The sequence below is a fragment of the Streptomyces sp. NPDC047886 genome (assembly GCF_043204435.1).
Classification (GTDB): Bacteria; Actinomycetota; Actinomycetes; order Streptomycetales; family Streptomycetaceae; genus Streptomyces.
In genome coordinates this window covers 55,934-80,205 of record NZ_JBIDCF010000014.1, presented here as the reverse complement: position 1 = coordinate 80,205, position 24,272 = coordinate 55,934, and the positions used below count along the sequence as shown (strand labels likewise).

Here is a 24,272-nt window from a genome sequence, read left to right as displayed (position 1 = left end):
GGCATGTCCTACTTCACAGACCTGGCCCTGCAGTACATCGACGGTGAATGGCGGGCCGGCGGCGGCTCGTGGGACATCATCGACTTCAACCCGTACAACGAGGAGAAGCTGGCCTCCATAACCGTCGCCACGGTCGACGAGGTCGACCAGGCGTACCGCGCGGCCGAGAGAGCGCAGCGCGCCTGGGCGGAGACCAACCCCTACGCGCGGCGCGCCGTCTTCGAGCGCGCCCTGCGGCTCATCGAGGACCGCGACGCCGAGATCACCGAGGCGATCATCGCCGAGCTGGGCGGTACGCGCCTCAAGGCCGGGTTCGAGCTGCACCTCGCCAAGGAGTTCCTGCGCGAGGCGATGGGCCTGGCGCTGCGCCCCGAGGGGCGGATCCTCCCGTCGCCGATCGACGGCAAGGAGAATCGTCTCTACCGGGTCCCCGTCGGGGTCGTCGGGGTCATCAGCCCCTTCAACTTCCCGTTCTTCCTGTCGATCAAGTCCGTCGCCCCCGCGCTCGCCCTCGGCAACGCCGTGGTGCTCAAGCCGCACCAGAACACCCCCATCGTCGGCGGCACCCTGATCGCGAAGATCTTCGAGGACGCGGGCCTGCCGCCGGGCCTCCTGAACGTCGTGGTCACCGACATCGCCGAGATCGGCGACGCGCTGATCGAACACCCCGTCCCGAAGGTCATCTCCTTCACCGGCTCCGACCGGGTCGGCCGGCACGTCGCCACCGTCTGCGCGCGGAACTTCAAGCACGCCGTGCTGGAGCTCGGCGGCAACAGCGCGCTGATCGTCCTGGAGGACGCGGACATCGACTACGCGGTCGACGCGGCCGTCTTCAGCCGGTTCGTGCACCAGGGCCAGGTCTGCATGGCGGCGAACCGGGTGCTGGTGGACCGTTCCGTGGAGGCCGAGTTCACCGAGAAGTTCGTCGCCAAGGTCCGCACCCTGAGGACCGGCGACCCGGCCGACCCCTCCACGCACATCGGCCCGCTGATCAATCCCTCGCAGGCGGAGGCCGTCACCTCGCTGGTCGCGCAGACCGTCGAGGCCGGCGCCACGGCGCTGGTGCGCGGCGCCACGGAGGGCAACGTGGTGGCCCCGACGGTCCTCGGCGGCCTGTCGGCCGACTCCCCGGTCCTCTCCCAGGAGATCTTCGGCCCGGTGGCGCTCATCGTGCCGTTCGACGGCGAGGAGGAGGCCGTACGGATCGCCAACGACACCCCGTACGGGCTGAGCGGCGCCATCCACACCGGCGACGTCGAGCGCGGTGTACGGCTGGCCCACCGCATCCACACCGGCATGATCCACATCAACGACGGCACCGTCCACGACGAGCCGATCGTCCCGTTCGGCGGGGAGAAGCACTCCGGTCTCGGCCGGCTGAACGGCGACGCGACCGTGGAGGCGTTCACCACCCAGAAGTGGATCTCCATCCAGCACGGGCGCAGCCGCTTCCCGTTCTGACCCGCCGAACGCGCCCCGCAGCCGAACGCCCCGCCGCTGCCGAATGTGCCGGGCTGGCGAACGCGCCGCCGCTGCCGAACGCGCCGAACCGCCGATGACCGAGGTTGCGGACAGAACCTGACCGGAAGCGTCCGTAGCCTGGCCGGTGTCAGGACGTCGACGAAGGAGGAACTCCCATGGTCGCTCTCGTTCCCGCGGAGGCGCACGGCGATGACCGCGGCGCGCTGCTGAACTTCATCGAGGCGCAGCGCGCCGCCGTCCGCCGCTCGGTCGTCGGACTGACCGAGGAGCAGGCGGCGAGCCGCCCCAGCGCCAGTGAGCTGTCCCTGTCGGGCCTCATCAAGCACGTCGCCGAAGTGGAGCTCAACTGGCTGCGGCTGGCGCAGCGGCGGGTGAACGAGAGGCAGCGGACCCGGGAGACATGGGCGGAGGCGTTCCGGCTGACCGACGGGGAGACGATCCCCGGCACGCTGGCCTTCTGGGACGCCGTCGCCAAGGAGACGGACGACTTCCTGCGCTCCGTGCCCAGCCTGGACGACACCTTCCCGCTGCCCGAGGCGCCCTGGTTCCCCAAGGACGGCCGCGTCTCGATGCGCTGGATGGCCCTGCACCTGGTCCAGGAGATGGGCCGGCACGCCGGTCACGCGGACATCATCCGGGAGTCCCTGGACGGCAAGACCTCGTTCGAGCTCATCGCCATGGAGAGCGAGAGCTGAACCGGCCGCCCTCCCCGTACTCTGGTCAAAATTGACGAGTCGGTACGGAGGGTGGGCGATGTCGGCGATCCGGCTGCTGGTTCTCGGGGCCGTGCGCCAGCACGGGCGGGCGCACGGCTACCAGGTACGCAACGACCTGGAGTACTGGGGCGCGCACGAGTGGTCCAACGCCAAGCCGGGCTCGATCTACCACGCCCTGAAGCAGATGGCGAAGCAGGGGCTGCTGCGGGCCTACGAGACGGCGCCCAGCACGGCGGGCGGCCCCCCGCGCACCGAGTACGAGATCACCGACCGGGGCACCGAGGAGTACTTCACGCTCCTGCGCGAGGCGCTGACCACCCACGACCAGAAGCAGGACAGCCTCTCCGCCGCGCTCGGCTTCATCGTGGACCTGCCGCGCGCCGAGGCCGTCGAGCTGCTGAAGCGCCGGGTCGCAGGACTGGAACGGTGGCGGGCGGGCGTCACCGAGTACTACACGCCGGCGGACGGGCCCGAGTCGCTGGGCCACATCGGCGAGATCATGAACATGTGGGTGCACTCGGCCGACGCGGGCGCCGCGTGGACGCGCGGCCTGATCGAACGGATCGAGGGCGGCGCCTACACGTTCGCGGGGGAGGGCGAGCCGTTCGTCGGGGTCCTGCGGCCGGGCGAGGAGAACCCCTACGCGACCGGCACGCCGCACCCCGGCGACACCCGCTGACCGGCGGCTCCGGGCGGAGACGACCGGCGGGCTCGCACCTCACGTCGGCGGGCTTGCACCTCACGTCGCGTGAGGCCCCAGGCTGAAGGGCGTACCGACACAGGAAGGGAGCGGGGAGCCGTGGGCTACTCCGTGGGACAGGTCGCCGGTTTCGCCGGGGTCACGGTGCGCACACTGCACCACTACGACGAGATCGGGCTGCTCTCCCCGAGCGGCCGCAGCCTCGCGGGGCACCGGCGTTACGACGACGCCGACCTCGACCGGCTGCAGCAGATCCTGTTCTACCGGGGGCTCGGTTTCCCGCTCGACCAGGTCGCGGTCCTTCTGGACGATCCCGACGCCGACCCGCGGGAGCACCTGCGGCGCCAGCACCATCTGCTGACCGCGCGGATCGCCGAACTCCAGAAGATGGCCGAGGCCGTCGAGCACGCCATGGAGGCGAAGAAGATGGGCATCAACCTCACGCCCGAGGAGAAGTTCGAGGTGTTCGGGGACTTCGACCCCGACCAGTACGCCGAGGAGGCCGAGCGGCGCTGGGGCGGCACCGAGGCGTACAAGGACTCGCAGCGCCGCGCGGCCGGCTACACCAAGGAGGACTGGCAGCGCATCCAGGACGAGGCGAAGGAATGGGGCGAGCGGTACGTGGCGCTCCTGGAGGACGGCGAGGAGCCGTCCGGCGAGCGCGCCATGGAGCTGGCGGAGGAGCACCGGCAGCAGATCTGCCGCTGGCACTACGAGTGCACCTACGAGATCCACCAGGGCCTCGCGGACATGTACGTGGCGGACGAGCGCTTCACGGCGTTCTTCGACGGGCTCCGCCCGGGCATGGCCACGCACCTGCGCGACGCGATCCACGCGAACGCCGCGCGCCACGCGTAGACCCGCAGCCTCGCGCAGGCCCTGGGGCCTCGCGTAGATCCTGCGGCCACGCGTAGACCCCCGCGCGCCTCGCGTGGTCCCGCGGCCTCCCGTAGACCCCGCGGCCACGTCTAGACCCCGCGGCCTCGGCCTCGCTAGCACTCGCGGCCACGCGGAGCCGCCCGGCCACGCGGAGCCCGCCCGGCGCGCACAGGGGACGCGCCGGGCAGCGGGAGAACGGCAGAGGCGGCGCCACCAGGGCCATGCCCCGGTGGCGCCGCCTCACGTCCTGTCCCGCGCGGCTACACGCGGTTGATCACGACCGCCGTGCCGTACGCGCACACCTCCGTGCCCACGTCCGCCGCCTCCGTCACATCGAAGCGGAACGCCAGCACCGCGTTGGCGCCCCGTGCGCGCGCCTGTTCCACGAGCCGTTCCATCGCCTGGTTCCGGGTCTCGACGAGCGTCTTCGTCAGGCCCTTCAGCTCGCCGCCGATCATCGACTTCAGGCCCGCGCCGATCTGGCTGCCCAGGTGCCGGGACCGCACGGTCAGGCCGAACACCTCACCGATCACCTGCTGCACCTGGTAGCCCGGGACGTCGTTCGTGGTGACGACGAGGACGTCGGACTGGGTGGACTGACCGCCGCCGTACTCCTCGATGCCCATGGGCATCACCTCCTGCGCGCAGCATCCCGCATCGGTTCGGCGGCCGCATCCTGCGCCGGTACCCGGGCGTGGCGGCCGCGCGGGGCCTCCTCGCGGGCCTTCTTCGCCTGCGCCCTGTGCTCCACGACCAGGACCACGACGACCACCAGGGCGCCGAGCGCGGCGAGCGCGAACGTCAGGCCGACCGCACCGGACGGGGCGAGCAGCTCCCGGTTCTCGTCCTGCCACGGCCACAGCGCCCGCAGGGAGCCCGCCATCAGACCGGTCATCACGACCAGCGTGATGTGGTGGTGGTGCTCCAGCAGCCACTTCAGCAGCTTCACGAAGAGGGCCAGGCCCACGACGCAGCCCAGCGCGAACGCGCCCAGGTGGGTGAAGTTCCGCTCGTTGACCGCGTCGATCGTCGGCTCGTACAGGCCCAGCGTCAGCAGGATGAACGAGCCGGAGACGCCCGGCAGGACGAGCGCGCAGATCGCGACCGCGCCCGCCGCCGCGACGATGACCGGGTGGGTCGGCATCTGCGCCGGCGGCAGCCCCGTCAGCACGAAGCCGCCGACCGCGACCGCGAGCCCGAGCAGGTAGTCCAGCGGCCGCCAGCGCCGCCCCGAGCTGGAGAACGGCACCCACAGGGACGCCAGCACCAGACCGAAGAACACCGCGTACGAGTACTGCGGCTGCTCCTTCACCAGCGGCGCGATCAGCTTCGCGGCGAGCACCAGGGCCGCGCCCATGCCGATGATCAGCGGTACGACGACGGACCAGTCGACCTTCTTCACCTCGGCCGCGGCGCGTGCCCCGCCCCGGCCCCGGGGCAGGTCGGAGGCCGCGAGGCGGACGGCGGACGTCAGGTTCCCCGCGCCGCCGATGAGCTTCTCGTACACGCCGGTGATCAGCGCGACGGTGCCGCCGCTGATGCCGGGTACGGCCTCGGCGGTGCCGATGAGGGCCCCGCGGAACACATTGAAGAGATGGGGGCCGGCCAGCTTAGCCATGGTCTCCTGTTTTCGTAGCAGGACCGCGCCATCGCGAGCCGTCCTGGATGAGGGCTGGAGCGAGCACCCATCCTATGGGGTGCGCCCGCGAGCCCCTGGGGCCCCGCGACGCCTGGACGGGGGCGGCGGACGGGGCGCCGGACCAGGACCGGACCCGGGCGCGGGACCGGGCGGGACCCGGGCGCGGGGCCAGGGCCGGACGCCCCGTCAGAAGCCCCTCGTGCGCTTGGCAGCCCGGCGCGACGCCGCCGACACCGGCGAACGCATGAACATCCGGGCCAGCTCGCCTCCCAGGTTCACCCCGATCGCGATGGCGAGCGCCAGCGCCGCGGCCCGCGCCAGCGAGGCGAACCCCTGGTCCATGTTGTTCTGCGCGATGTGCAGCACGCCGTAGTACGTCGCGGAGCCCGGCAGCAGCGGTCCGATCGCCGCCGTCACGTACGGCAGCGACGAGGTGTGCTCGTACCGGGCCGTCAACTGCCCGAACAGGCCCACGAGACCGGCCGCGACCGCCGTCGCCAGCACCGTGGAGCCGTTCGCCGCCAGCGCGATCGCCCCGAACACCACCCACGCCACGACGCCGTTGCACATCGCGAACAGCACGGTCGAACGTTCCTGCTGGAGCAGCACCGCGAACGTCAGCGACAGCGCCGCCGCCGCGATGATCTGCGTCACCGGCCGCTCGACCGGCGCCACCGCCCCCTCCGGGTTCAGCTTCGCGCCGAGCTGCACCCCCACGTACAGGACCGTCAGCACCCCCACCACGATCGCGACGAAGAAGTACGCGACCTCCAGGAGCCGTGCCGACGCGGTGATGTAGAAGCCGGTCAGGCCGTCCTGCACCGCCGCGACCAGCGCCCGTCCCGGGATCAGCGCGAACAGGCCACCCGTGATCACCGCGGACGGCCGCAGCCCCGCGTGCAGCAGGCTCACCGCCACGCCCATCGCCGCGGGCGGCACCGCCGCCACCGCGAACTGGTAGAACTCCGGCAGCCCGCGCCCCGCGCAGAACCACGCCAGCCGGTCGCCCAGCATCGCCCCGGCCGCCGCGATCAGGAACACCGCGAGGCCACCGCCGAGCAGCACCGACGCGGCCCCGGCCAGACCGCCCGCCGCCAGTGTCAGCACCCACCCCGGATAGGGGTGCCGGTTGCGCCGTATCAGCGCCAGGCGCCGGTAGGCCTCCTCCAGGGACACCTCGTGGTCGGCGGAGTTGATGTCGGCGACCAGCTGGTACACGGCCGTCAGCCGGGTGTAGTCCGTGCCGCGCCGCCGTACCGTCCTGCTCACCGTCACCGGGTCGTCCACCAGCGACGGCTGGTAGGTGACCCCGAGCAGCGTGAAGGTGACCGTCGGCTCGCAGCGGTCCAGACCGTACGCCTGGCAGATCGCGAACATCGCCGCCTCGACGTCCTCCGCGCCCTCGCCGCCCGCGAGCAGCAGCTCGCCGATCCGCAGGGTCAGGTCGAGCACGCGCGGCACCGCCGGACCCGTCTCGTCCTGCCGCTGCACCGGCTCGGGCACCGGCCGCTCGCTCACCGGCATCCGCAGCATCGTGCGCATCCGGTCCTGCCAGGGCGCGTCCTTCGACAGCCGGACCGAGGGCCCCCCGTGGACGGGCGTGTACGCCGGGTGCGACAGCTTCGTGTACGTGGAGGGCGGCGCGAACGCCGACCCCTCGGGCTCGGACGACGTGTCCGGCGTCAGCCCCGGCGGAAGCGCGAACTCCGAAGTCGGGTGGTCGTCCTCCGGCGGCGCCGGCTGCTCCACACCGGCCGGCGGCGTGAACGCGCTGCGTGCCTCGTCAGACTGAGGCTTACGGTCCTCATCAGGACCGTTCGGCTCCGCCACCACTCTGCCCGCCCTCACTCCCATCGGTTCCGTCTTGCGTCTGCCCAGTATGAGCACGCTCATGGGCGTCCACAGCACGGCGGGCGGCGCACCAGCGAGGTGCGCCGCCCGGCGGACGTACGAGAAGGCGTACGGAAAAAGGGGAGACCGCTCGGTGGGCGCCCGCCCGGCCGGCTGCGGCCCGATGCGCCGCGGCCCGGTGAGCGCCCGCTCCGTGAGCCTCGGCTCAGTGAGCGCCGCCCTGCGCCTCCAGGCGCTTCACGGACGCCTCGATCTCGGCCTCGGCCTCGGCGCGGCCGACCCAGTTCGCGCCCTCGACGGACTTGCCGGGCTCCAGGTCCTTGTAGACCTCGAAGAAGTGCTGGATCTCCAGGCGGTCGAACTCCGACACGTGGTGGATGTCCCGCAGGTGCTCCATGCGCGGGTCGGACGCCGGCACGCACAGCAGCTTGTCGTCGCCGCCCGCTTCGTCCGTCATACGGAACATGCCGATCGCACGGCACTTGACCAGGACACCCGGGAAGGTCGGCTCGTCGAGGATGACGAGCGCGTCCAGCGGGTCGCCGTCCTCACCCAGGGTGCCCTCGACGAAGCCGTAGTCGGCCGGGTAGACGGTCGACGTGAACAGGTGGCGGTCGAGCCGGATACGGCCCGTCTCGTGGTCCACCTCGTACTTGTTCCGCGAACCCTTCGGAATCTCGATGCAGACGTCGAACTCCACGGGTGGCTCCTCCAAGATCAACACAAATGTCGGGTGATACTGCGCCCCCAGCAGGATCGGACCGCCGTGCTCACCGGGGGTGCCGTGCTCGTGGCACAGCTCAGTGGTTAAGTGTCCCCCACGCAACCGTGTGCTCGCGAAAGGGGCTGGTCAGCCGTGCTGGAGCCGAAGGCGTTGCAGCTCACCGCAGGCTCCGCCGCCCTGGGTCTGCTGCTGTCCGCAGCCGCGGCGGGGCTGGCCGGCCCCTGGGACTCGGGACAGCGTACGGCCGAGCGCGTCCGAGCGGCCGCCCAGGCCCCGACAGGTGGCGCACATCACGAGCCGCGCCGCCCCGCCGAGCCCGCCCCCGCCCCCAGCGCCCCCGGTGTCCTCGCCGCGCTCGGCACCGCCCCGGCCGCCCCCGCCGCGCCCCCCGCCGGACTCGCCGCCGCCCTCGACCCGCTCGTCGCCGACCCCGGTCTCGGCCCGCTGCGCACGGCCGCCGTCATCGACCTCGCCTCCGGCGAGCAGCTGTACGGGCGCGGCGCCGGCACCCCCATGACTCCCGCCTCCACCGTCAAGATCGCCACGGCGGCCGCCGCCCTCACCGCCCTCGGCCCCCGCCACCGCATCCCCACCACCGTCGTCGCCGCGCCCGACGGCCGCACCGTCACCCTCGTCGGCGGCGGCGACCCCACCCTGGACCGGGCCCGCCTGCGCGCCCTCGCCGACGCCACCGCCCGCGCCCTGAGCCGGCGCGGCACCACAGCCGTCCGGCTCACCTACGACACCGGCCGCTACACCGGGCCCGAACGCCACCGCATCGGCGTCAACGACAACATCGCCGCCGTCACGGCCCTCATGACCCGGGCTGGCCGCCTCGACTCCTCCACCAGCGGCCCCGCCCCCCGCTCCGCCGACCCGGCGGGCGACACCGCCCGCGCCTTCGCCGCCCTCCTCGACGACCGGGGCATCGACACCGCCCCCGCCCCCGCGCCCGGCCGCGCCGCCAAGGACGCCGCCCCGCTCGCCCGGACCCACTCGGCACCCCTGGCCGCCCTGGTCGAACAGACCCTCACCCACAGCGACAACGACCTCGCCGAGGCACTCGCCCGCCACACCGCCCTGGCCACCGGCCGGCCCGCGAGCTTCGACGGCGCGGGCGAGGCGGTCCACGCCCAGCTGGCGAAGCTCGGGCTGCCCCTGGCCGGCGCCCGGTTCGCCGACGGCAGCGGACTCGACCGCCGCGGCAAGGTCACCGCGCGGCTCCTCACCGAGCTCCTCGCCCGCGCCGCCGACCCGGCCCGCCCCGAGCTGCGCCCCGTCCTCACCGGCCTGCCCGTCGGCGGCTTCACCGGCACGCTCGGCGACCGGTACGGGGACGGTTCGCCGGGCGCCGGACTCGTCCGCGCCAAGACCGGCACCCTGACCGGCGTGAACGCCCTGGCCGGCACCCTCGTCACCGCCGACGGGCGCCTCCTGGCGTTCGCGTTCCTCGCCGGAAACACCCCGTCGCCGTACACCGCGCAGCCCGCGCTCGACCGGCTCGCCGACGCCCTCACGGCCGCCGGGAACGGCCCCGACCGCGCCGCCGGCGCCTCACCGGCCCCCACCGCCTGACGCAGCGCCCTGACCCGATCCGGCCCGACCACGTACCGTTGACGCATGACGAGCATCGGTGGTGCCGAGATGGTCGACTGGAACCTCGCGGTCGCGACCGCGACCCGATTCGTACGGCCAGGGCCCGAGGTGAGCCGCGAAGAGGCCCGCGAGGTCGTCGCGGAACTGCGGCGGCACGCCAAGGCGTCCGAGGAGCACGTCCGCGGCTTCACCCGGATGATCCCGGAGGGCCACGAACCGGAGGACACCCCGGTCCTGGTCGTCGACCGGGCCGGCTGGATCAAGGCGAACGTCGCCGGGTTCAGGGAACTCCTCGCCCCGCTCCTGGACAAGATGCGCGAACGCCGCTCCGGCACACCGGGCGGCGCCGTCCTCGGCGCGGTCGGCGGCAAGGTCACCGGTGTCGAGCTCGGCATGCTGCTGTCGTTCCTGGCGTCCCGCGTCCTCGGCCAGTACGAGACGTTCGCCCCCGCGACCCGCGAGTTCCCGGCCGGGCGGAACGGCGGCGGGCGGCTCCTTCTGGTCGCCCCCAACATCGTCCACGTCGAACGCGAGCTGGACGTCCACCCGCACGACTTCCGGCTCTGGGTCACCCTCCACGAGGAGACCCACCGCACCCAGTTCACCGCCGTGCCCTGGCTCAAGGACCACCTGCAGGGCGAGATCCAGTCATTCCTGGCCGCGACCGACGTCGACCCGATGACCGTCGTGGAACGGCTCCGCGAGGCCGCCCAGACCTTCTCCGGCGCCCGCCCCGAAGGCGAAGGCGAAGAGGAGGGCCACTCCCTCGTCGAGCTCGTCCAGAGCCCCGAGCAGCGCGAGATCCTCGGCCGCCTCACCGCCGTGATGTCCCTGCTCGAAGGCCACGCCGACTACGTGATGGACGGCGTCGGCCCGCAGGTCGTGCCCTCCGTGCTGGAGATCCGCGAGAAGTTCCAGCAGCGCAGGGCGCGCGGCGCGTCCCGACTCGACCAGGCGCTGCGCAAGCTCCTCGGACTCGACGCCAAACTCCGCCAGTACCGCGACGGCGAACGGTTCGTACGGTCGGTGGCCGACGAGGTCGGCATGGACGGCTTCAACCGTGTGTGGACGTCACCCAACACCCTCCCCACCAAGGCGGAGATCGCCAAACCGGCGGACTGGGTCGCGCGGGTGCACCGTAAAGGAGAGTGAGGAGTCCGTTCCGGCCGACGGCAGAAGAACGCCCCTCCAATCACCCATCCGAGGGACCGTGGGCGAGGGATAGGCGTGCGATGCTCGGGGAACGGCCGGGTTCTGTCACCATCGACGCACTCTGAGTGACCGACGGAGTGACCGAACCCCCCGTTCCGACCGTTAAGACTCCGACCGAGGCACCCCCCAACTTCCACGAAGGGCACCGGACATGGGTCCCCATCCTGCGGTCGCGGCGATACGCCTGGCGGTCCGCCGCGTACTCCACGACGTACTCAACGAACTCACCCAGAACCCGTCGGCCATCCACCCGGGCCGCCCCACGGGCGCCACCCCGGCCGGCGACGCGGCCGTACGGGACACCGCCCCCGGCGCCGGGACCGGCCACGCCACAACCGAACAGCCCCCCACCGGCGAGCCCCCGCTCGTGCTGGTCGCCTGCTCCGGCGGCGCCGACTCCATGGCGCTGGCCTCCGCCCTCGCCTTCGAGGCACCCAAGCTTTCCGTACGGGCCGGCGCGATCACCGTCGACCACGGCCTCCAGCCCGGCTCCGACCTCCGGGCCGCCGAGGTCGCCTCCCGGCTCGCCGCCCTGCGGCTCGACCCGGTCGAGGCCGTCGCCGTGACCGTCGGCCGCGCGGGCGGACCCGAGGCCGCCGCCCGCGACGCCCGCTACGCCGCGCTGGACGAGGCCGCCGAACGGCTCGGCGCCGCCGCCGTCCTGCTCGGCCACACCCGTGACGACCAGGCCGAGACGGTGCTCCTCGGCCTCGCCCGCGGCTCCGGCATCCGCTCCCTGTCCGGCATGGCCGCCGTCTCCGGCGCCGCCCGCCGCTACCGCCGCCCCTTCCTCCAGCTCGACCGGCAGACCGCCCGCAAGGCCTGCCTGGTGCAGTCCCTCCCCGTCTGGGACGACCCGATGAACGCCGACCCGGCCTACACCCGGTCCCGGCTCCGCCACGAGGGCCTGCCCGCCCTGGAGAAGTCCCTCGGCAAGGGCGTCGTCGAGGCCCTCGCCAGGACCGCGCAGCTCTGCCGCGACGACGCCGACGCGCTCGACGCCTGGGCCGCCGACGCCGACGCCTCCGTACGGGACGAGGCCGGCCTGCTGGAGTGCGCCAAGCTGTACGCGCTGCCGCCCGCCGTCCGCCGCCGGGTCCTGCGCCGGGCCGCCATCGCGGAGGGCGCGCCCGCCGGCTCCCTCTTCGCCCGCCACATCGAAGAACTCGACCGGCTGATCACCGGCTGGCGGGGTCAGGGAGCCATCAATCTGCCGGGCCGCGTCGTCGCGCGACGGCAGGGTGGCAGACTGGTCATTCGGCAAGGCTGACGCAGGCTGCAACGAAAGTGACCCGGGTGAACCAGAACGACATGGGTGCCGACCTCCAGTCGGTACTCATCACCAAGGAAGAGATCGACGCGAAGCTGGCCGAGCTGGCCGCGAAGATCGACGCTGAGTACGCGGGCAAGGACCTGCTCATCGTCGGTGTCCTCAAGGGCGCCGTGATGGTGATGGCGGACCTGGCGCGCGCGCTGTCCACCCCCGTCACCATGGACTGGATGGCCGTCTCCTCGTACGGGGCGGGCACCCAGTCCTCCGGCGTGGTCCGGATCCTCAAGGACCTGGACACCGACATCAAGGGCAAGCACGTCCTGATCGTCGAGGACATCATCGACTCCGGACTGACCCTGTCCTGGCTGCTGTCCAACCTCGGCTCGCGCGAGCCGGCCTCCCTGGAGGTCTGCACACTGCTGCGCAAGCCGGAGGCGGCCAAGGTCGCGATCGACGTCAAGTGGATCGGCTTCGACATCCCCAACGAGTTCGTGGTCGGATACGGGCTGGACTACGCGGAGAAGTACCGCAATCTCCCCTTCGTCGGCACGCTCGCGCCGCACGTCTACGGCGGCTGAACAGCTGACGCCCCGGCGCGGCACGGGAACCCAGGCCGCCTTCCCGCCGTTGGAGCAAGGGAAGGCGGTCCCGGGTGACAATGCTGGGGTACCTTCCGAAGAACAGCTTTTTCCCCCAGCAGCACCTACTCTCGCACTTACTCTCACAGCAGCATTTACCTACGGGCAGGAGGGACGGGGCGTCATCGCTCCGTATGGATGGACGTGAAGCGATACTTCCGTGGGCCGGTCATGTGGATCGTGCTGGCCGTCCTCGCCGTGGTCGTGTTGATGCAGGTCGTCGGCTCGTCGGGCGGCTACAAGACGGTGGACACCGGTGAGGTCGTCCAGGCGATCGACAAGAACCAGGTCGAACAGGTCAAGCTGACCACCGGCGACGAACAAATGATCAAGGTCGACCTCAAGGGCGGCCAGAAGATCAAGGGCAGCGACAAGATCCAGGCGAGCTACATCGGCACCCAGGGTTCCGACCTCGCCGCCACGCTGCAGCAGAAGTACGAGGCGGGTGACATCGAGAAGGGCTACACGATCTCACCCACGAAGCAGAGCGCGATCGTCTCCGTGCTGCTTTCACTGCTGCCCTTCGTGCTGATCGTCGTGGTCTTCCTGTTCCTGATGAACCAGATGCAGGGCGGCGGCTCCCGAGTCATGAACTTCGGGAAGTCCAAGGCCAAGCTGATCACCAAGGACACCCCCAAGACCACCTTCGCCGACGTGGCGGGGTCGGACGAGGCCGTCGAGGAGCTCCACGAGATCAAGGAGTTCCTCCAGGAGCCGGCGAAGTTCCAGGCCGTCGGCGCCAAGATCCCGAAGGGTGTGCTGCTGTACGGCCCGCCCGGAACGGGCAAGACGCTGCTCGCGCGCGCCGTCGCCGGCGAGGCGGGCGTCCCGTTCTACTCGATCTCCGGCTCCGACTTCGTGGAGATGTTCGTCGGTGTGGGCGCCTCGCGTGTCCGCGACCTCTTCGAGCAGGCCAAGGCGAACGCCCCGGCGATCGTCTTCGTGGACGAGATCGACGCCGTCGGCCGACACCGCGGCGCCGGCCTCGGCGGCGGCCACGACGAGCGCGAGCAGACCCTCAACCAGCTGCTGGTCGAGATGGACGGCTTCGACGTGAAGGGCGGGGTCATCCTGATCGCCGCCACGAACCGGCCCGACATCCTCGACCCCGCCCTCCTGCGCCCCGGCCGCTTCGACCGGCAGATCGCCGTCGACCGCCCGGACATGCAGGGCCGCCTGGAGATCCTCAAGGTCCACCAGAAGGGCAAGCCGGTCGCCCCGGACGTCGACCTCGGCGCCGTCGCCCGGCGCACCCCCGGCTTCACCGGTGCCGACCTGTCGAACGTGCTGAACGAAGCCGCGCTCCTCACCGCGCGCAGCGACAAGAAGCTCATCGACAACCACAGCCTGGACGAGGCGATCGACCGTGTGGTGGCGGGCCCGCAGAAGCGGACCCGGATCATGTCGGACAAGGAGAAGAAGATCACCGCGTACCACGAGGGCGGTCACGCCCTGGTCGCGGCGGCGTCCCCGAACTCCGACCCGGTCCACAAGATCACCATCCTGTCCCGTGGCCGGGCCCTGGGCTACACCATGGTCCTGCCCGAAGAGGACAAGTACTCCACCACGCGCAACGAGATGCTCGACCAGCTCGCCTACATGCTGGGCGGCCGGGCGGCCGAGGAACTGGTCTTCCACGACCCGACCACGGGCGCCGCCAACGACATCGAGAAGGCCACCACGACGGCCCGCGCGATGGTCACGCAGTACGGCATGACCGAGCGGCTCGGCGCGATCAAGTTCGGCGGCGACAACACCGAGCCCTTCCTCGGCCGCGAGATGGCGCACCAGCGGGACTACTCCGAAGAAGTCGCGGCGCTCGTCGACGAAGAGGTCAAGAAGCTCATCGAGGCCGCGCACAACGAGGCCTGGGAGATCCTCGTCGAGAACCGTGACGTCCTCGACAATCTGGTCCTCCAGCTGCTGGAGAAGGAGACGCTCGGCAAGGAGGAGATCGCCGAGATCTTCGCCCCGATCGTCAAGCGCCCGCCGCGCCCGGCCTGGACCGGCTCCTCGCGGCGTACGCCCTCCACCCGCCCGCCGGTGCTCTCGCCGAAGGAGCTCGCGCTGACCAACGGCGCGGCCGCCTCGACGGGCACCACGGCGACCAGCACGGCCGCCACCCCGGTCGACACCACCAAGGCGCCGGAAGCGGTGCCCGAGGAGCGCCCGGAGGCCTGACCGCCCCCGGACACTCTGGCCGCCGGCCCCCAGCGGTCCCGGCAGCCCCGGAATGGATGCCGCGCCCCCCAGGTTCTAGCCTGTGGGGGCGCGGCGTTTTCGCGTACTTTCAGGCACCACGGAACGAGGCACAGATGACCGACCCGGTGACGCTGGACGGCGAGGGCACGATCGGCGAGTTCGACGAGAAGCGAGCCGAGAACGCCGTGCGGGAACTCCTCATCGCGGTCGGCGAGGACCCGGACCGCGAGGGGCTGCGCGAGACCCCCGCCCGGGTGGCGCGGGCCTACAAGGAGATATTCGCGGGCCTCTGGCAGGAGCCGGAGGACGTCCTGACGACCACGTTCGACCTGGGTCACGACGAGATGGTCCTGGTGAAGGACATCGAGGTGTTCAGCACGTGTGAGCACCACCTGGTCCCCTTCCGGGGTGTGGCCCACGTCGGCTACATCCCGTCGACGTCCGGCAAGATCACCGGCCTGTCGAAGCTCGCCCGGCTGGTCGACGTGTACGCGCGGCGGCCGCAGGTGCAGGAGCGGCTGACGACGCAGATCGCCGACTCGCTGATGGACATCCTGGAGCCTCGCGGTGTCATCGTGGTGATCGAGTGCGAGCACATGTGCATGTCGATGCGCGGCATCCGCAAGCCGGGCGCCAAGACCCTCACGTCCGCCGTGCGCGGACAGCTCCGGGACGCCGCGACCCGGGCCGAGGCGATGAGCCTCATCATGGCGAGCTGACCGAGCTGACCGAGCCGCCGGGCCGACCGGCGGGACTCCGGGTGCGCCTGGGGCACCCTGGGGGCGTTACGCCGTCGTCGTGGACGTGCCGGTGGGGTCCTCGTCCTCGGGGAGCTTGCAGACGCGCTCCAGGAAGAGCGCGGCGGCGATGACCGCGATCCCGGCGAGCACCGAGAACCCGGCGTAGATCGCCTGGTCGCGGCGGGCCGGGATGTCCAGCGAGCCGAGCAGGAACACGCCGGTGCCCCCGTACATGCCGCTGACCAGCGCGGCCACGAGGGCGCTGGCCTGGCCGAAGACCACGGCGCGGGCCGCCATCAGCGGCTCGACGCCCTTCGCGCCCGGCTGCCGCTCGCGCTGCGCCGTGAGCCGCGAGCGGAGCGAGAGCGCGGTCGCGGCGAGGACGGCGGCGATCACCGCGAGGACGATGGGAGCGGCGAGCGGCACGCTCGGCAGCGTGCCGAAGGCGTCCCACAGGCGGGCGCCGCCCCAGGACAGGATGCCGGCCACCACGAACAGTCCGGCCAGTACCTTGACCCGCAGTTGCTTCACCGGGTGCCCTTCACTCGTTCGGTTGTTCGTAGGGGATCGGCGCCCGCCTACTCGGGCAGGCGCAGTTCGAGGTCGGAGCGGACGAGGACACCGTCCCCGCCGACGCCGCCGAGCAGTTCGGCGACCGGGCCCGCGCCCGGCAGCTGCGCGTCCGGCTCGACGTCGTGCCACGGCCGCAGCACGAAGGCCCGCTGGTGCGCCCGCGGGTGCGGCAGGGTGAGCACCGGATCGTCGGAGACGACGTCCGCGTACGTCACGATGTCGACGTCCAGGGTGCGCGCGCCCCAGCGCTCGTCGCGGACCCGGTGGAAGGCCTCCTCGACGGCGTGGGCCCGCTCCAGCAGCGACGACGGCGGCAGTGTCGTCTTCACGACGATCACCGCGTTGAAGTACGACGGCTGGCTGCCCGGCTCGACGCCCCACGGCTCCGTCTCGTACACCGGTGAGACCGCCTTGACCCGCAGGCCCGGGGTGTCCTCCAGCGCGTCGATGGCGCCCTGGAGGGTCTCCAGCCGGTTCCCGAGGTTGGCGCCGAGCGAGAGCACGGCCCGTTTCGGATTGGACAGGGTGGTGTCGGCGGCGTCGACCTGCTCCACGACGGAGGCCGGGACCGGCTGCACCGTGGGGTCGCTGGACGTGGGCCTCATGCTCCGCGCCTCCGGGTGATGGTGATGGTCACATCGTCGAACGGGACGGTGATCGGCGCGTCCGGCTTGTGCACGCACACCTCGACCTCCTGGACCCCGTCGTGCTTCAGGCACTGCTGGGCGATGCGCTCGGCGAGCGTCTCGATCAGATCGACCGGTTCGCCCCGCACCACTTCGACGACCTCCTCGGCCACGATGCCGTAGTGCACCGTCTTCGCCAGGTCGTCGTCGGCCGCCGCCGGGCGCGTGTCGAGGCCGAGCACCAGGTCCACGATGAAGGTCTGTCCCTCCTCGCGCTCCCGGGGGAAGACGCCATGGTGCCCGCGGGCCCTGAGGCCGCGCAGCGCGACACGATCCACGCGAATCACTCCTGCTGTCGTAGGTCTGATGGCACTCGGCCGGGTGCGGACGGCCCCGTGCCACGCATCGAATCTACCTGCGAGCACTGACAGCACCCGCCCATGGGCTCGCTTACCCACTCACACGGCGTTGTCGTCGTCCTCGTCGTCCCCGGATTCCGCCAGGACAGGTGAACCGTGGTGCGACCAGACCCTCCAGCCGTCCGGGGTGCGCCGGAACACGTTCGTGGCGACGACCAGCTGCCCGACGAGCGGGCCGAGCTCGGCGCCGTCCTCGGCGGGGCCGCCGCTGAGAATGTTCTCGGTGCAGGTGACCAGCGCGGTGTCACCCGCCACGGACACCTTCACATCGGTCAGGAAGAACTGGATGTAGTCCGTGTTCGCCATGATCAGCGCATACGAGCGGAGGACCTCGCCGCGGCCGGACAGCACCGGCCACCCGGGGTGCACACACGAGATGTCGCTGTGGCTCTCGTCCAGCCACAGCTCGGAGATCGCCTCGAAGTCGCCGCGCTCCATCGCCTCGTAGAAGGCGGTGTTGGCCAGCTCGACCGCCTCGGTGTCGGTGCGGGCGTCGCTCACGAGGCGGCGCCCTCGACGGCGCGTGCCACGCGCACGGCGTCGGCGGTCGCCCGTACCTGGTGGACGCGGACCGCCCAGGCGCCCTCGTGCGCGGCGATCGCCGAGACGGCGGCGGTCGCCGCGTCCCGCTCCCGCGCGGGCGGCGGGGCGCCGTCGTCTCCGGCCAGCACCCGTCCGAGGAACCGCTTGCGGGACGCCGCGACCAGCAGCGGCCGGCCGAGCGCCCGCAGCGCGGGCAGGCCGGCCAGCAGCGCGAGGTCGTGTTCGGCGCGCTTGGCGAAGCCCAGGCCGGGGTCCACGATCAGCCGCTCGGGGGCGATACCGCCCGCGACGACGGCCTCCACGCGCGCGTGCAGCTCGGACACCACCTCGGAGACCACGTCCTCGTAGACGGCGAGGCTGTTCATGTTCTCGCTGAAGCCGCGCCAGTGCATGACGACGAACGGCACGTCGGCGGCGGCGACGGACGGGACCATCTCGGGGTCGGCGAGGCCGCCGCTGACATCGTTGACGAGGACGGCGCCCGCCTCGACCGCCCGGCGGGCCACCGTGGCCCGCATGGTGTCGACCGACACGGTGACCCCTTCGGCGGCCAGGCCCCGTACGACGGGGACGACCCGCCGCAGCTCCTCGTCCTCGTCCACCCGGGTGGCGCCGGGGCGGGTCGACTCCCCGCCCACGTCCACCAGGTCGGCGCCCTGGGCGACCAGGTCCAGGCCGTGCTTGATGGCGGCCGTGGTGTCGAACCAGCGGCCGCCGTCGGAGAAGGAGTCGGGCGTCACGTTGACGACGCCCATGACCGCACACCGGTCCCACTCCGGCAGGCCCAAGGCCGTGCCCCGTCCACGCAACGTACTCATGCGACCAGCCTAGGCCCGACCGAGGGGCCGGGCGCCGCCCGGTCGGGCCGTGGCCACGTACGGGTGCGCGTACGGCTCACCTACGGGTGCGCGTATGGCTCACCTACGTGTGCGCGTACGGCTCACCTACGGGTTCGCGTACGGCCGACCCGCAGCCCGCCCACGGGTCGGCCACCGGCGTGCGGGGCCGCCGTCAGGCCGCGCGGAACTCGTGCTCGGCCGGGGGCGGCGGTGTGATGTGCGCGCACGGCCGGGCGGCGGGAGCGGAGCGGCGGCGGAACGGGCGGGGGAGCGACACGTCCACGAAGCCCTCGGCCTGCATGGCGGCGAAGCCGATGCGCGGCAGGTCCCGGCTGTTGCGGTAGACCACGAACCGGGGCTCCCAGCGGGGCTGGAACTTGGCGTTGAACTTGTACAGCGACTCGATCTGGAACCAGCGCGACAGGAAGACCAGCAGGCCCCGCCACAGCCGCAGCACCGGTCCCGCGCCCAGCTTCTCGCCCCGGGCCAGCGCCGAGCGGAACATCGCGAAGTTCAGTGAGACGCGCTTCACACCCAGCTGGGGCGCGGCCTGGAGGGCGGCGACGATCAGCAGCTCGTTCATGCCGGGATCGGCGGAACGGTCGCGCCGCATCAGCTCGAGCGACATGCCGTCGGGGCCCCACGGCACGAAGTGGATGATCGCCTTCAGGTCCCCGTAGGGGGAGTCCGCGTCCTCCTTGTGCGCGGTCGCGATGACCGCGTCACCGTCCCCGGGGTCACCGATCCGGCCGAGCGCCATGGAGAACCCGCGCTCGGTGTCGGTGCCGCGCCAGTCGGCGGCGGCGCGCCGGATGGCCTCCAGCTCACCGTCCGACAGGTCTCGGGCGCGCCGTACTCGCGTCTCGTAGCCATTGCGCTCGATGCGCTTGACCATCTGGCGCACGTTGCGCATGGCGCGCCCGCTCAACGAGAAATCCGCGACGTCCACCACCGCCTCGTCACCCAGTTCCAGGGCGTCCAGGCCCGTCTCGCGGGTCCAGACCTCACCGCCGGTCTCCGAGCAGCCCATCACGGCCGGGGTCCAGGAGTGCGCCTTCGCCTCGTCCATGAACCGCTCGATGGCACCGGGCCAGGCCTCGACGTCGCCGATGGGGTCGCCGCTGGCCAGCATCACGCCGGAGACGACGCGGTAGGTGACGGCCGCCTTGCCGCTGGGCGAGAAGACGACGGCCTTGTCGCGACGGAGCGCGAAGTGCCCGAGCGAGTCGCGGCCGCCGTGCCTGTCGAGTAGCGCCCGCAGCCGGTTCTCGTCGTCCTCGGTGAGCCGGGCGACCGGGTGTTCGGGACGGAACGCCAGGTAGACGGTGGTGATGGCGGTGAGCAGACCGAGCGCGCCGAGGGAGTAGCCGACCGTCCAGGAGACACTGCCGCCGTAGCCCACGGGGCCCTCGACCCCGAAGAGGCCCAGCAGGACGTGCTCCAGCCGGTCGCTGAGGCTGGGGCTGCCTATGACCTTCCCCGGGTGGGCGCTGACGATGACGAGCCCGAGGGCGATCGAACCGGCGCCCATGAGGACGAAGTTGGTGAGCGCCTTCCAGCGGCTGCGCGGGTCGGGCAGCGCCGCGAACTCACCGCGGTGGCGCAGCAGCAGCGCGAGCAGGACCAGCGACAGCAGGACGCCGACGACCGAGTGCCGGTAGGCGAACTGGGCCACCGCTCCGACCGGCAGCAGGATCACCGCGGCACGCCAGGCGCGGCGCTTGTGGCGCTTGAGGCCGTGCGCGAGCAGGAGCAGCAGCACACCGGCGCTCACCGACAGCGCGGCGGACAGCGGCCCGATCGTGCCGGGCAGCACCTCAGCGAAGTCATGGATCCGGCTCGCCCGGAAGCGGGGGAAGACCCCGGCGGCGATATCGATCAGACCGATGATCGTGCAGGCCGTTCCGACGAGCGACGGAACCTTCTCGGCGCGCGGCCCCCGCAGGGCTCGGCGTACCCGATTCGGAACCGATCCCGAATTATCCCCATCTACCGTGACAGACATCGCTTCCCGTGGCTCCGCGAGAGATCCTCTTGTCCCTTCGGCCCGACTCGGTCGGCCCGGACAATGTGCGCCCTCTAGGACGACACCCCTGGGGAGTGGGTTCATTCGCCGCCGGAAATTCTTGACGAAGAAGGCTTAAACGACTCATGGGTCTCACCAGCAACAAAGTTCTTGCGCTGGCCTCCCTGCTGGCCGTGGTGACGTTCGTGGCCACCGTCTGGCTGTGGCCACGGCTGTCGCGGCGGAGCTGGCGGACGGTCCTCGGCAGGGTGGGCCTGCTCTTCGTGACCCAGCTGGCGCTGTTCGCCTCGGTGGGTCTGGCGGCCAACAACTACTTCCTCTTCTACGGCTCCTGGGCCGATCTGCTCGGCCAGGAGCAGGAGATGGGCGTGGTGGTCGACCACTCGGCCGGCAGCAGAAACGTTCGCGTGGTCGGTAAGCAGCAACTGGAGGTGCCGGGCGGGCACCGCCCCGAGATCGGCGGCCAGATACACAAGGTGGTCGTCTCCGGGGAGCGGTCGCGGATAGAGAGCCCCGCGTACGTCTACCTGCCCCCCGAGTACTTCCAGCCCCAGCACTCCCGGCGCACCTTCCCGGCCTCCGTCGTGCTGACCGGCTACCCCGGGACGGCCGAGAACCTGCTGAAGGGGCTTCAGTACCCGCGCACGGCGTACGAGCAGGCCAAGAGCAAGAAGATGCAGCCGATGATCCTGGTGATGCTCCGGCCGACCGTGGCACCGCCCCGCGACACGGAGTGCGTCGACGTGCCCGGCGGCCCGCAGACCGAGACCTTCTTCGCCGAGGACCTGCCGAAGGCCGTCTCCGAGACGTACCGCGTGGGCGAAGAGCCCCGCAACTGGGGCTTCATCGGCAACTCGACCGGCGGCTACTGCGCCCTCAAGATCGCCCTGCACCACCCGGACCGGTTCGCCGCCGGCGCCGGCCTGTCGGCGTACTACAAGGCGGCCGAGGACCCGACGACCGGCGACCTCTTCCGCGGCGACCGCGCTCTGCGCGAGCGCGCCGACCTGCTGCGCAGCGTGGAGCGGCTGCCGAAGGACCAGGCGTCGTCGTTCCTGGTCACCACGTCCCTGCAGGGCGAGGGCAACCGGGAGGGCACGCTGGAGTTCATCAAGAAGGTGAAGGCTCCCGCGCGCGTCTCCTCCATCACCCTCGACAGCGGCGGCCACAACTTCAACACCTGGCGCCGTGAGATCCCGCCGGCGCTGGTCTGGATGAGCGGCCGGCTCAGCGCCGCGTGACGCCGCCGGGGGCGGTGCGGGCCGTGGTGCCGCCATCCGTGGTGCCGCCGTCCGTGGGGGCGGCCTCCGTGGTGCCGCCGTCCGTGGTGCCGCCGTCCGTGGGGGCGGCCTCCGTGGTGCCGCCGTCCGTGGCGGCGGGGCCGGTCTCCGCCGTCGCGACGCTCTCCACGGTGACGTCGCCGCGGGGTACGTCCTGAGCGTCGGCGTCGATGGACCGGCGCAGCGCCTCGTGGAGCCGGGCGGGGGTGAGGACGCCGAGGAACCGGCCGCTACCGGGGGCTTCGGCACCCCCGGGGGTCTCGGCGGTGCCGGGCTCGTCCGTCACCGCGACCCAGCCCGCGTCGTGCTGCAGCATCGTCGCGAACGCCTGCTTCAGCGAAGCGCCGAGCGGCAGCCGGGCGTCCATACGGCGGGCGTGTTCCCGCACCGTGCCGCCCGCGCGTGCGCGTTCGGCGGAGATCCAGCCGTGCAGCCGGCCGCGCCCGTCGAGGACGACCGCCCAGCGGGCGCCCAGCTCCCGGGGCAGCGGGTCGTCCAGGCCGACGACCGGCGGCTGTTCGAGGTCGCCCTCTTCGATGGGGGTCACGGACAGCCGCTTCAGGCCCCGGTCGGCGCCCACGAAGTCCGCGACGTACGGGCTCGCGGGCGCGCCGAGCACGGTGGCCGGCGTGTCCAACTGCTCGATCCTGCCGTGCCCGTAGACGGCGATGCGGTCCCCGAGGCGGACGGCCTCCTCGATGTCGTGGGTGACGAGGAGGACCGTCTTGCGCATCTGCGACTGGAGGGCCAGGAACTCGCTCTGCAGCCGTTCGCGTACGACCGGGTCGACCGCGCCGAACGGCTCGTCCATCAGCAGGACCGGCGGGTCGGCGGCGAGGGCGCGGGCGACACCGACGCGCTGGCGCTGGCCGCCGGACAACTGCTCGGGGTAGCGGTCGCCGAACACGGCCGGGTCGAGACCGACCAGGTCGAGGAGTTCGGCGGCACGGGCATGGGCGCGGGCTCGTTTCACACCGAGGAGATGCGGGACGGTCGCGGTGTTCTCCAGCACCGTCCTGTGCGGGAACAGTCCGACCTGCTGGATGACGTAGCCGATGCGGCGGCGGAGCGCGACCGGGTCGAGGCGCGCGATGTCCTCGCCGTCGAGGAGGATACGGCCGGACGTCGGCTCTATCAGCCGGTTGACCATCTTCATCGTCGTGGTCTTGCCACAGCCCGACGGGCCCACCAGCGTGACGAGTTCGCCCTCCGCGACCTCGAACGACAGGTCGTCGACCGCGGTCGTTCCGTCCGGGTACCGCTTCGTGACGCGCTCGAATCGGATCATGGTTCCCCCGATTGTCAGTGGTGCGGGTTAGGGTCGTTGGCAGTCGAACATACGAGTCGAACGTACGACGTGCGGCGCGTGTCGTGTCGCGGCGCGCGGCTTCTCGGCCGGCGACGGGCGCGGGGCGCGTGCCGTCGCGGCATGGGGTGCCGCGGCGCGTGGCGGCGCGGCGTGGGGCGGCGCGGCGTGGGGCGAGTGACGGTTTCGGGCCTCGAAGGGGGGAGGGGGCGGAGCGTATGCGTGCGGCACAGAGCTGTCTGGCGGCCAACGAGTGGATCTGCGCGGAGTACGTCAGCTCCCGGAGCCAGGAGCTGACCGACGCGACCGTCCAGCACGTGTGGATCACGGTCGTGTCCGTCCTCATCGGGCTCGCCGTGGCGTTTCCACTGGCGCTGCTGGTGCGGGCCCGGCCGAGGCTCTCGGGCCCGGTCCTGGGGATGACGACCGTGCTGTACACGATTCCCTCGCTGGCGATGTTCTCGCTGCTCCTGCCGCTGTTCGGGCTGTCGGCCGCGCTCGTCGTCACCGGTCTCGCGCTGTACTCGCTGACCATTCTCGTACGGAACACCCTGGCGGGCCTCGCCGCGGTGCCCGACGAGGCCCGGGAGGCCGCGCGCGGCATGGGGTACGGGCCGGGGCGGCTGCTGTGGGAGGTGGAGCTTCCGCTCGCCCTGCCCGCGCTGCTGGCCGGCGTGCGGATGGCGACCGTGTCCACGATCGCCCTGACGACCGTGGGCGCGCTGGTGGACCACGGCGGGCTCGGCACGCTGATCACCTCAGGCCTGAAGAGCTTCTTCAAGGCGCAGGTGCTCACCGCGTCCGTGCTGTGCGTCCTGCTGGCGGTCACCGCCGATCTGCTGCTCCTCGGACTGCAGCGGCTGCTGACACCCTGGACCCGCGCGGGCGGGGCCCGCACCCGTGGCGGTCGGGACACCCGTGGCGGTCGGGACACCCGTGGCAGCGCGGGCACCAGGACGCGGCCCGGTCCCCTATCGGGCACCGGCACCGTGAGCGAGGCGGGCTGAG

23 protein-coding genes are annotated in these 24,272 nt (G+C 72.0%); 12 read left to right on the top strand and 11 right to left on the bottom strand.

Annotated features, from left to right (window positions below):
- The first annotated feature begins 3 nt into the window (after positions 1–3).
- The 4 genes from ACGF5U_RS30245 (at position 4) to ACGF5U_RS30230 (ending at position 3,756) form a co-directional block, all read left to right on the top strand.
- Positions 4–1,461, top strand: a complete 1,458-nt coding sequence (locus ACGF5U_RS30245) for an aldehyde dehydrogenase family protein (protein ID WP_392717833.1) — start codon at positions 4–6, stop codon at positions 1,459–1,461.
- A 176-nt stretch (positions 1,462–1,637) separates the two neighbouring features.
- Complete coding sequence (locus ACGF5U_RS30240) at positions 1,638–2,177, top strand: DinB family protein (RefSeq protein WP_392717831.1); 540 nt, start codon at positions 1,638–1,640, stop codon at positions 2,175–2,177.
- A 58-nt stretch (positions 2,178–2,235) separates the two neighbouring features.
- The gene (locus tag ACGF5U_RS30235) at positions 2,236–2,877 is read left to right on the top strand and encodes a PadR family transcriptional regulator (protein ID WP_392717829.1); all 642 of its coding nucleotides are present in this window, start codon (positions 2,236–2,238) and stop codon (positions 2,875–2,877) included.
- Positions 2,878–2,997: 120 nt separating this feature from the next.
- The gene (locus tag ACGF5U_RS30230) at positions 2,998–3,756 is read left to right on the top strand and encodes a MerR family transcriptional regulator (protein WP_392717827.1); all 759 of its coding nucleotides are present in this window, start codon (positions 2,998–3,000) and stop codon (positions 3,754–3,756) included.
- Between the two features lie 281 nt (positions 3,757–4,037).
- On the opposite strand, the gene ACGF5U_RS30225 is transcribed toward ACGF5U_RS30230, so the two are convergent.
- The 4 genes from ACGF5U_RS30225 to ACGF5U_RS30210 form a co-directional block, all read right to left on the bottom strand.
- Complete coding sequence (locus tag ACGF5U_RS30225) at positions 4,038–4,403, bottom strand: YbjQ family protein (protein WP_392717825.1); 366 nt, start codon at positions 4,401–4,403, stop codon at positions 4,038–4,040.
- 5 nt (positions 4,404–4,408) lie between these two features.
- On the bottom strand, positions 4,409–5,395 hold the full coding sequence (locus tag ACGF5U_RS30220; protein ID WP_392717823.1) for a DUF368 domain-containing protein: 987 nt from the start codon (positions 5,393–5,395) through the stop codon (positions 4,409–4,411).
- Positions 5,396–5,602: 207 nt separating this feature from the next.
- On the bottom strand, positions 5,603–7,249 hold the full coding sequence (locus ACGF5U_RS30215; RefSeq protein ID WP_392717921.1) for a threonine/serine exporter ThrE family protein: 1,647 nt from the start codon (positions 7,247–7,249) through the stop codon (positions 5,603–5,605).
- 223 nt (positions 7,250–7,472) lie between these two features.
- Positions 7,473–7,967, bottom strand: coding sequence for an inorganic diphosphatase (locus ACGF5U_RS30210; RefSeq protein ID WP_149184441.1), 495 nt, complete (start codon positions 7,965–7,967; stop codon positions 7,473–7,475).
- 156 nt (positions 7,968–8,123) lie between these two features.
- On the opposite strand from ACGF5U_RS30210, the gene dacB reads away from it, so the two are divergent.
- From dacB to folE, 6 genes are all read left to right on the top strand, one after another.
- Positions 8,124–9,566: a D-alanyl-D-alanine carboxypeptidase/D-alanyl-D-alanine-endopeptidase gene (gene dacB, locus ACGF5U_RS30205; RefSeq protein WP_392717821.1), complete on the top strand. Its 1,443-nt coding sequence runs from the start codon at positions 8,124–8,126 to the stop codon at positions 9,564–9,566.
- Between the two features lie 45 nt (positions 9,567–9,611).
- Positions 9,612–10,739: a zinc-dependent metalloprotease gene (locus ACGF5U_RS30200; RefSeq protein ID WP_392717819.1), complete on the top strand. Its 1,128-nt coding sequence runs from the start codon at positions 9,612–9,614 to the stop codon at positions 10,737–10,739.
- 211 nt (positions 10,740–10,950) lie between these two features.
- A complete protein-coding gene (gene tilS, locus ACGF5U_RS30195; RefSeq protein ID WP_392717817.1) occupies positions 10,951–12,069 on the top strand; it encodes a tRNA lysidine(34) synthetase TilS in 1,119 nt (372 codons plus the stop codon).
- Between the two features lie 41 nt (positions 12,070–12,110).
- Positions 12,111–12,650 (top strand): hypoxanthine phosphoribosyltransferase, encoded by a 540-nt coding sequence (hpt, locus tag ACGF5U_RS30190; protein WP_031077393.1) that lies wholly within the window; start codon positions 12,111–12,113, stop codon positions 12,648–12,650.
- Between the two features lie 198 nt (positions 12,651–12,848).
- Positions 12,849–14,891 carry an ATP-dependent zinc metalloprotease FtsH gene (gene ftsH / locus ACGF5U_RS30185; RefSeq protein WP_392717815.1) on the top strand — a complete coding sequence of 681 codons (2,043 nt, stop codon included), beginning with the start codon at positions 12,849–12,851 and terminating at the stop codon, positions 14,889–14,891.
- 134 nt (positions 14,892–15,025) lie between these two features.
- Positions 15,026–15,631 (top strand): GTP cyclohydrolase I FolE, encoded by a 606-nt coding sequence (gene folE, locus ACGF5U_RS30180; protein WP_392717813.1) that lies wholly within the window; start codon positions 15,026–15,028, stop codon positions 15,629–15,631.
- 66 nt (positions 15,632–15,697) lie between these two features.
- On the opposite strand, the gene ACGF5U_RS30175 is transcribed toward folE, so the two are convergent.
- From ACGF5U_RS30175 to ACGF5U_RS30150, 6 genes are all read right to left on the bottom strand, one after another.
- Complete coding sequence (locus tag ACGF5U_RS30175; protein ID WP_392717811.1) at positions 15,698–16,183, bottom strand: DUF3180 domain-containing protein; 486 nt, start codon at positions 16,181–16,183, stop codon at positions 15,698–15,700.
- A gap of 47 nt (positions 16,184–16,230) precedes the next feature.
- Positions 16,231–16,830 (bottom strand): 2-amino-4-hydroxy-6-hydroxymethyldihydropteridine diphosphokinase, encoded by a 600-nt coding sequence (folK, locus tag ACGF5U_RS30170; protein WP_392717809.1) that lies wholly within the window; start codon positions 16,828–16,830, stop codon positions 16,231–16,233.
- On the bottom strand, positions 16,827–17,189 hold the full coding sequence (gene folB / locus ACGF5U_RS30165) for a dihydroneopterin aldolase (protein ID WP_392717807.1): 363 nt from the start codon (positions 17,187–17,189) through the stop codon (positions 16,827–16,829). Before folB ends, folK begins: the two co-directional genes overlap by 4 nt.
- A 120-nt stretch (positions 17,190–17,309) precedes the next feature.
- Entirely contained in the window at positions 17,310–17,771 is a 462-nt protein-coding gene (locus tag ACGF5U_RS30160) for a nuclear transport factor 2 family protein (protein WP_392717805.1), read from the bottom strand.
- A complete protein-coding gene (gene folP / locus ACGF5U_RS30155; RefSeq protein ID WP_392717803.1) occupies positions 17,768–18,631 on the bottom strand; it encodes a dihydropteroate synthase in 864 nt (287 codons plus the stop codon). Before folP ends, ACGF5U_RS30160 begins: the two co-directional genes overlap by 4 nt.
- 193 nt (positions 18,632–18,824) lie before the next feature.
- Complete coding sequence (locus tag ACGF5U_RS30150; protein ID WP_392717801.1) at positions 18,825–20,657, bottom strand: phosphatidylglycerol lysyltransferase domain-containing protein; 1,833 nt, start codon at positions 20,655–20,657, stop codon at positions 18,825–18,827.
- Positions 20,658–20,803: 146 nt separating this feature from the next.
- On the opposite strand from ACGF5U_RS30150, the gene ACGF5U_RS30145 reads away from it, so the two are divergent.
- Entirely contained in the window at positions 20,804–21,919 is a 1,116-nt protein-coding gene (locus ACGF5U_RS30145; protein WP_392717799.1) for an alpha/beta hydrolase, read from the top strand.
- Here the strand turns inward: ACGF5U_RS30145 and ACGF5U_RS30140 are convergent.
- A complete protein-coding gene (locus ACGF5U_RS30140; RefSeq protein WP_392717797.1) occupies positions 21,906–23,246 on the bottom strand; it encodes an ABC transporter ATP-binding protein in 1,341 nt (446 codons plus the stop codon). The two genes, ACGF5U_RS30145 and ACGF5U_RS30140, sit on opposite strands and share 14 nt — an antisense overlap.
- A gap of 236 nt (positions 23,247–23,482) precedes the next feature.
- On the opposite strand from ACGF5U_RS30140, the gene ACGF5U_RS30135 reads away from it, so the two are divergent.
- A complete protein-coding gene (locus ACGF5U_RS30135; RefSeq protein WP_392717795.1) occupies positions 23,483–24,271 on the top strand; it encodes an ABC transporter permease in 789 nt (262 codons plus the stop codon).
- Position 24,272 lies beyond the last annotated feature (1 nt).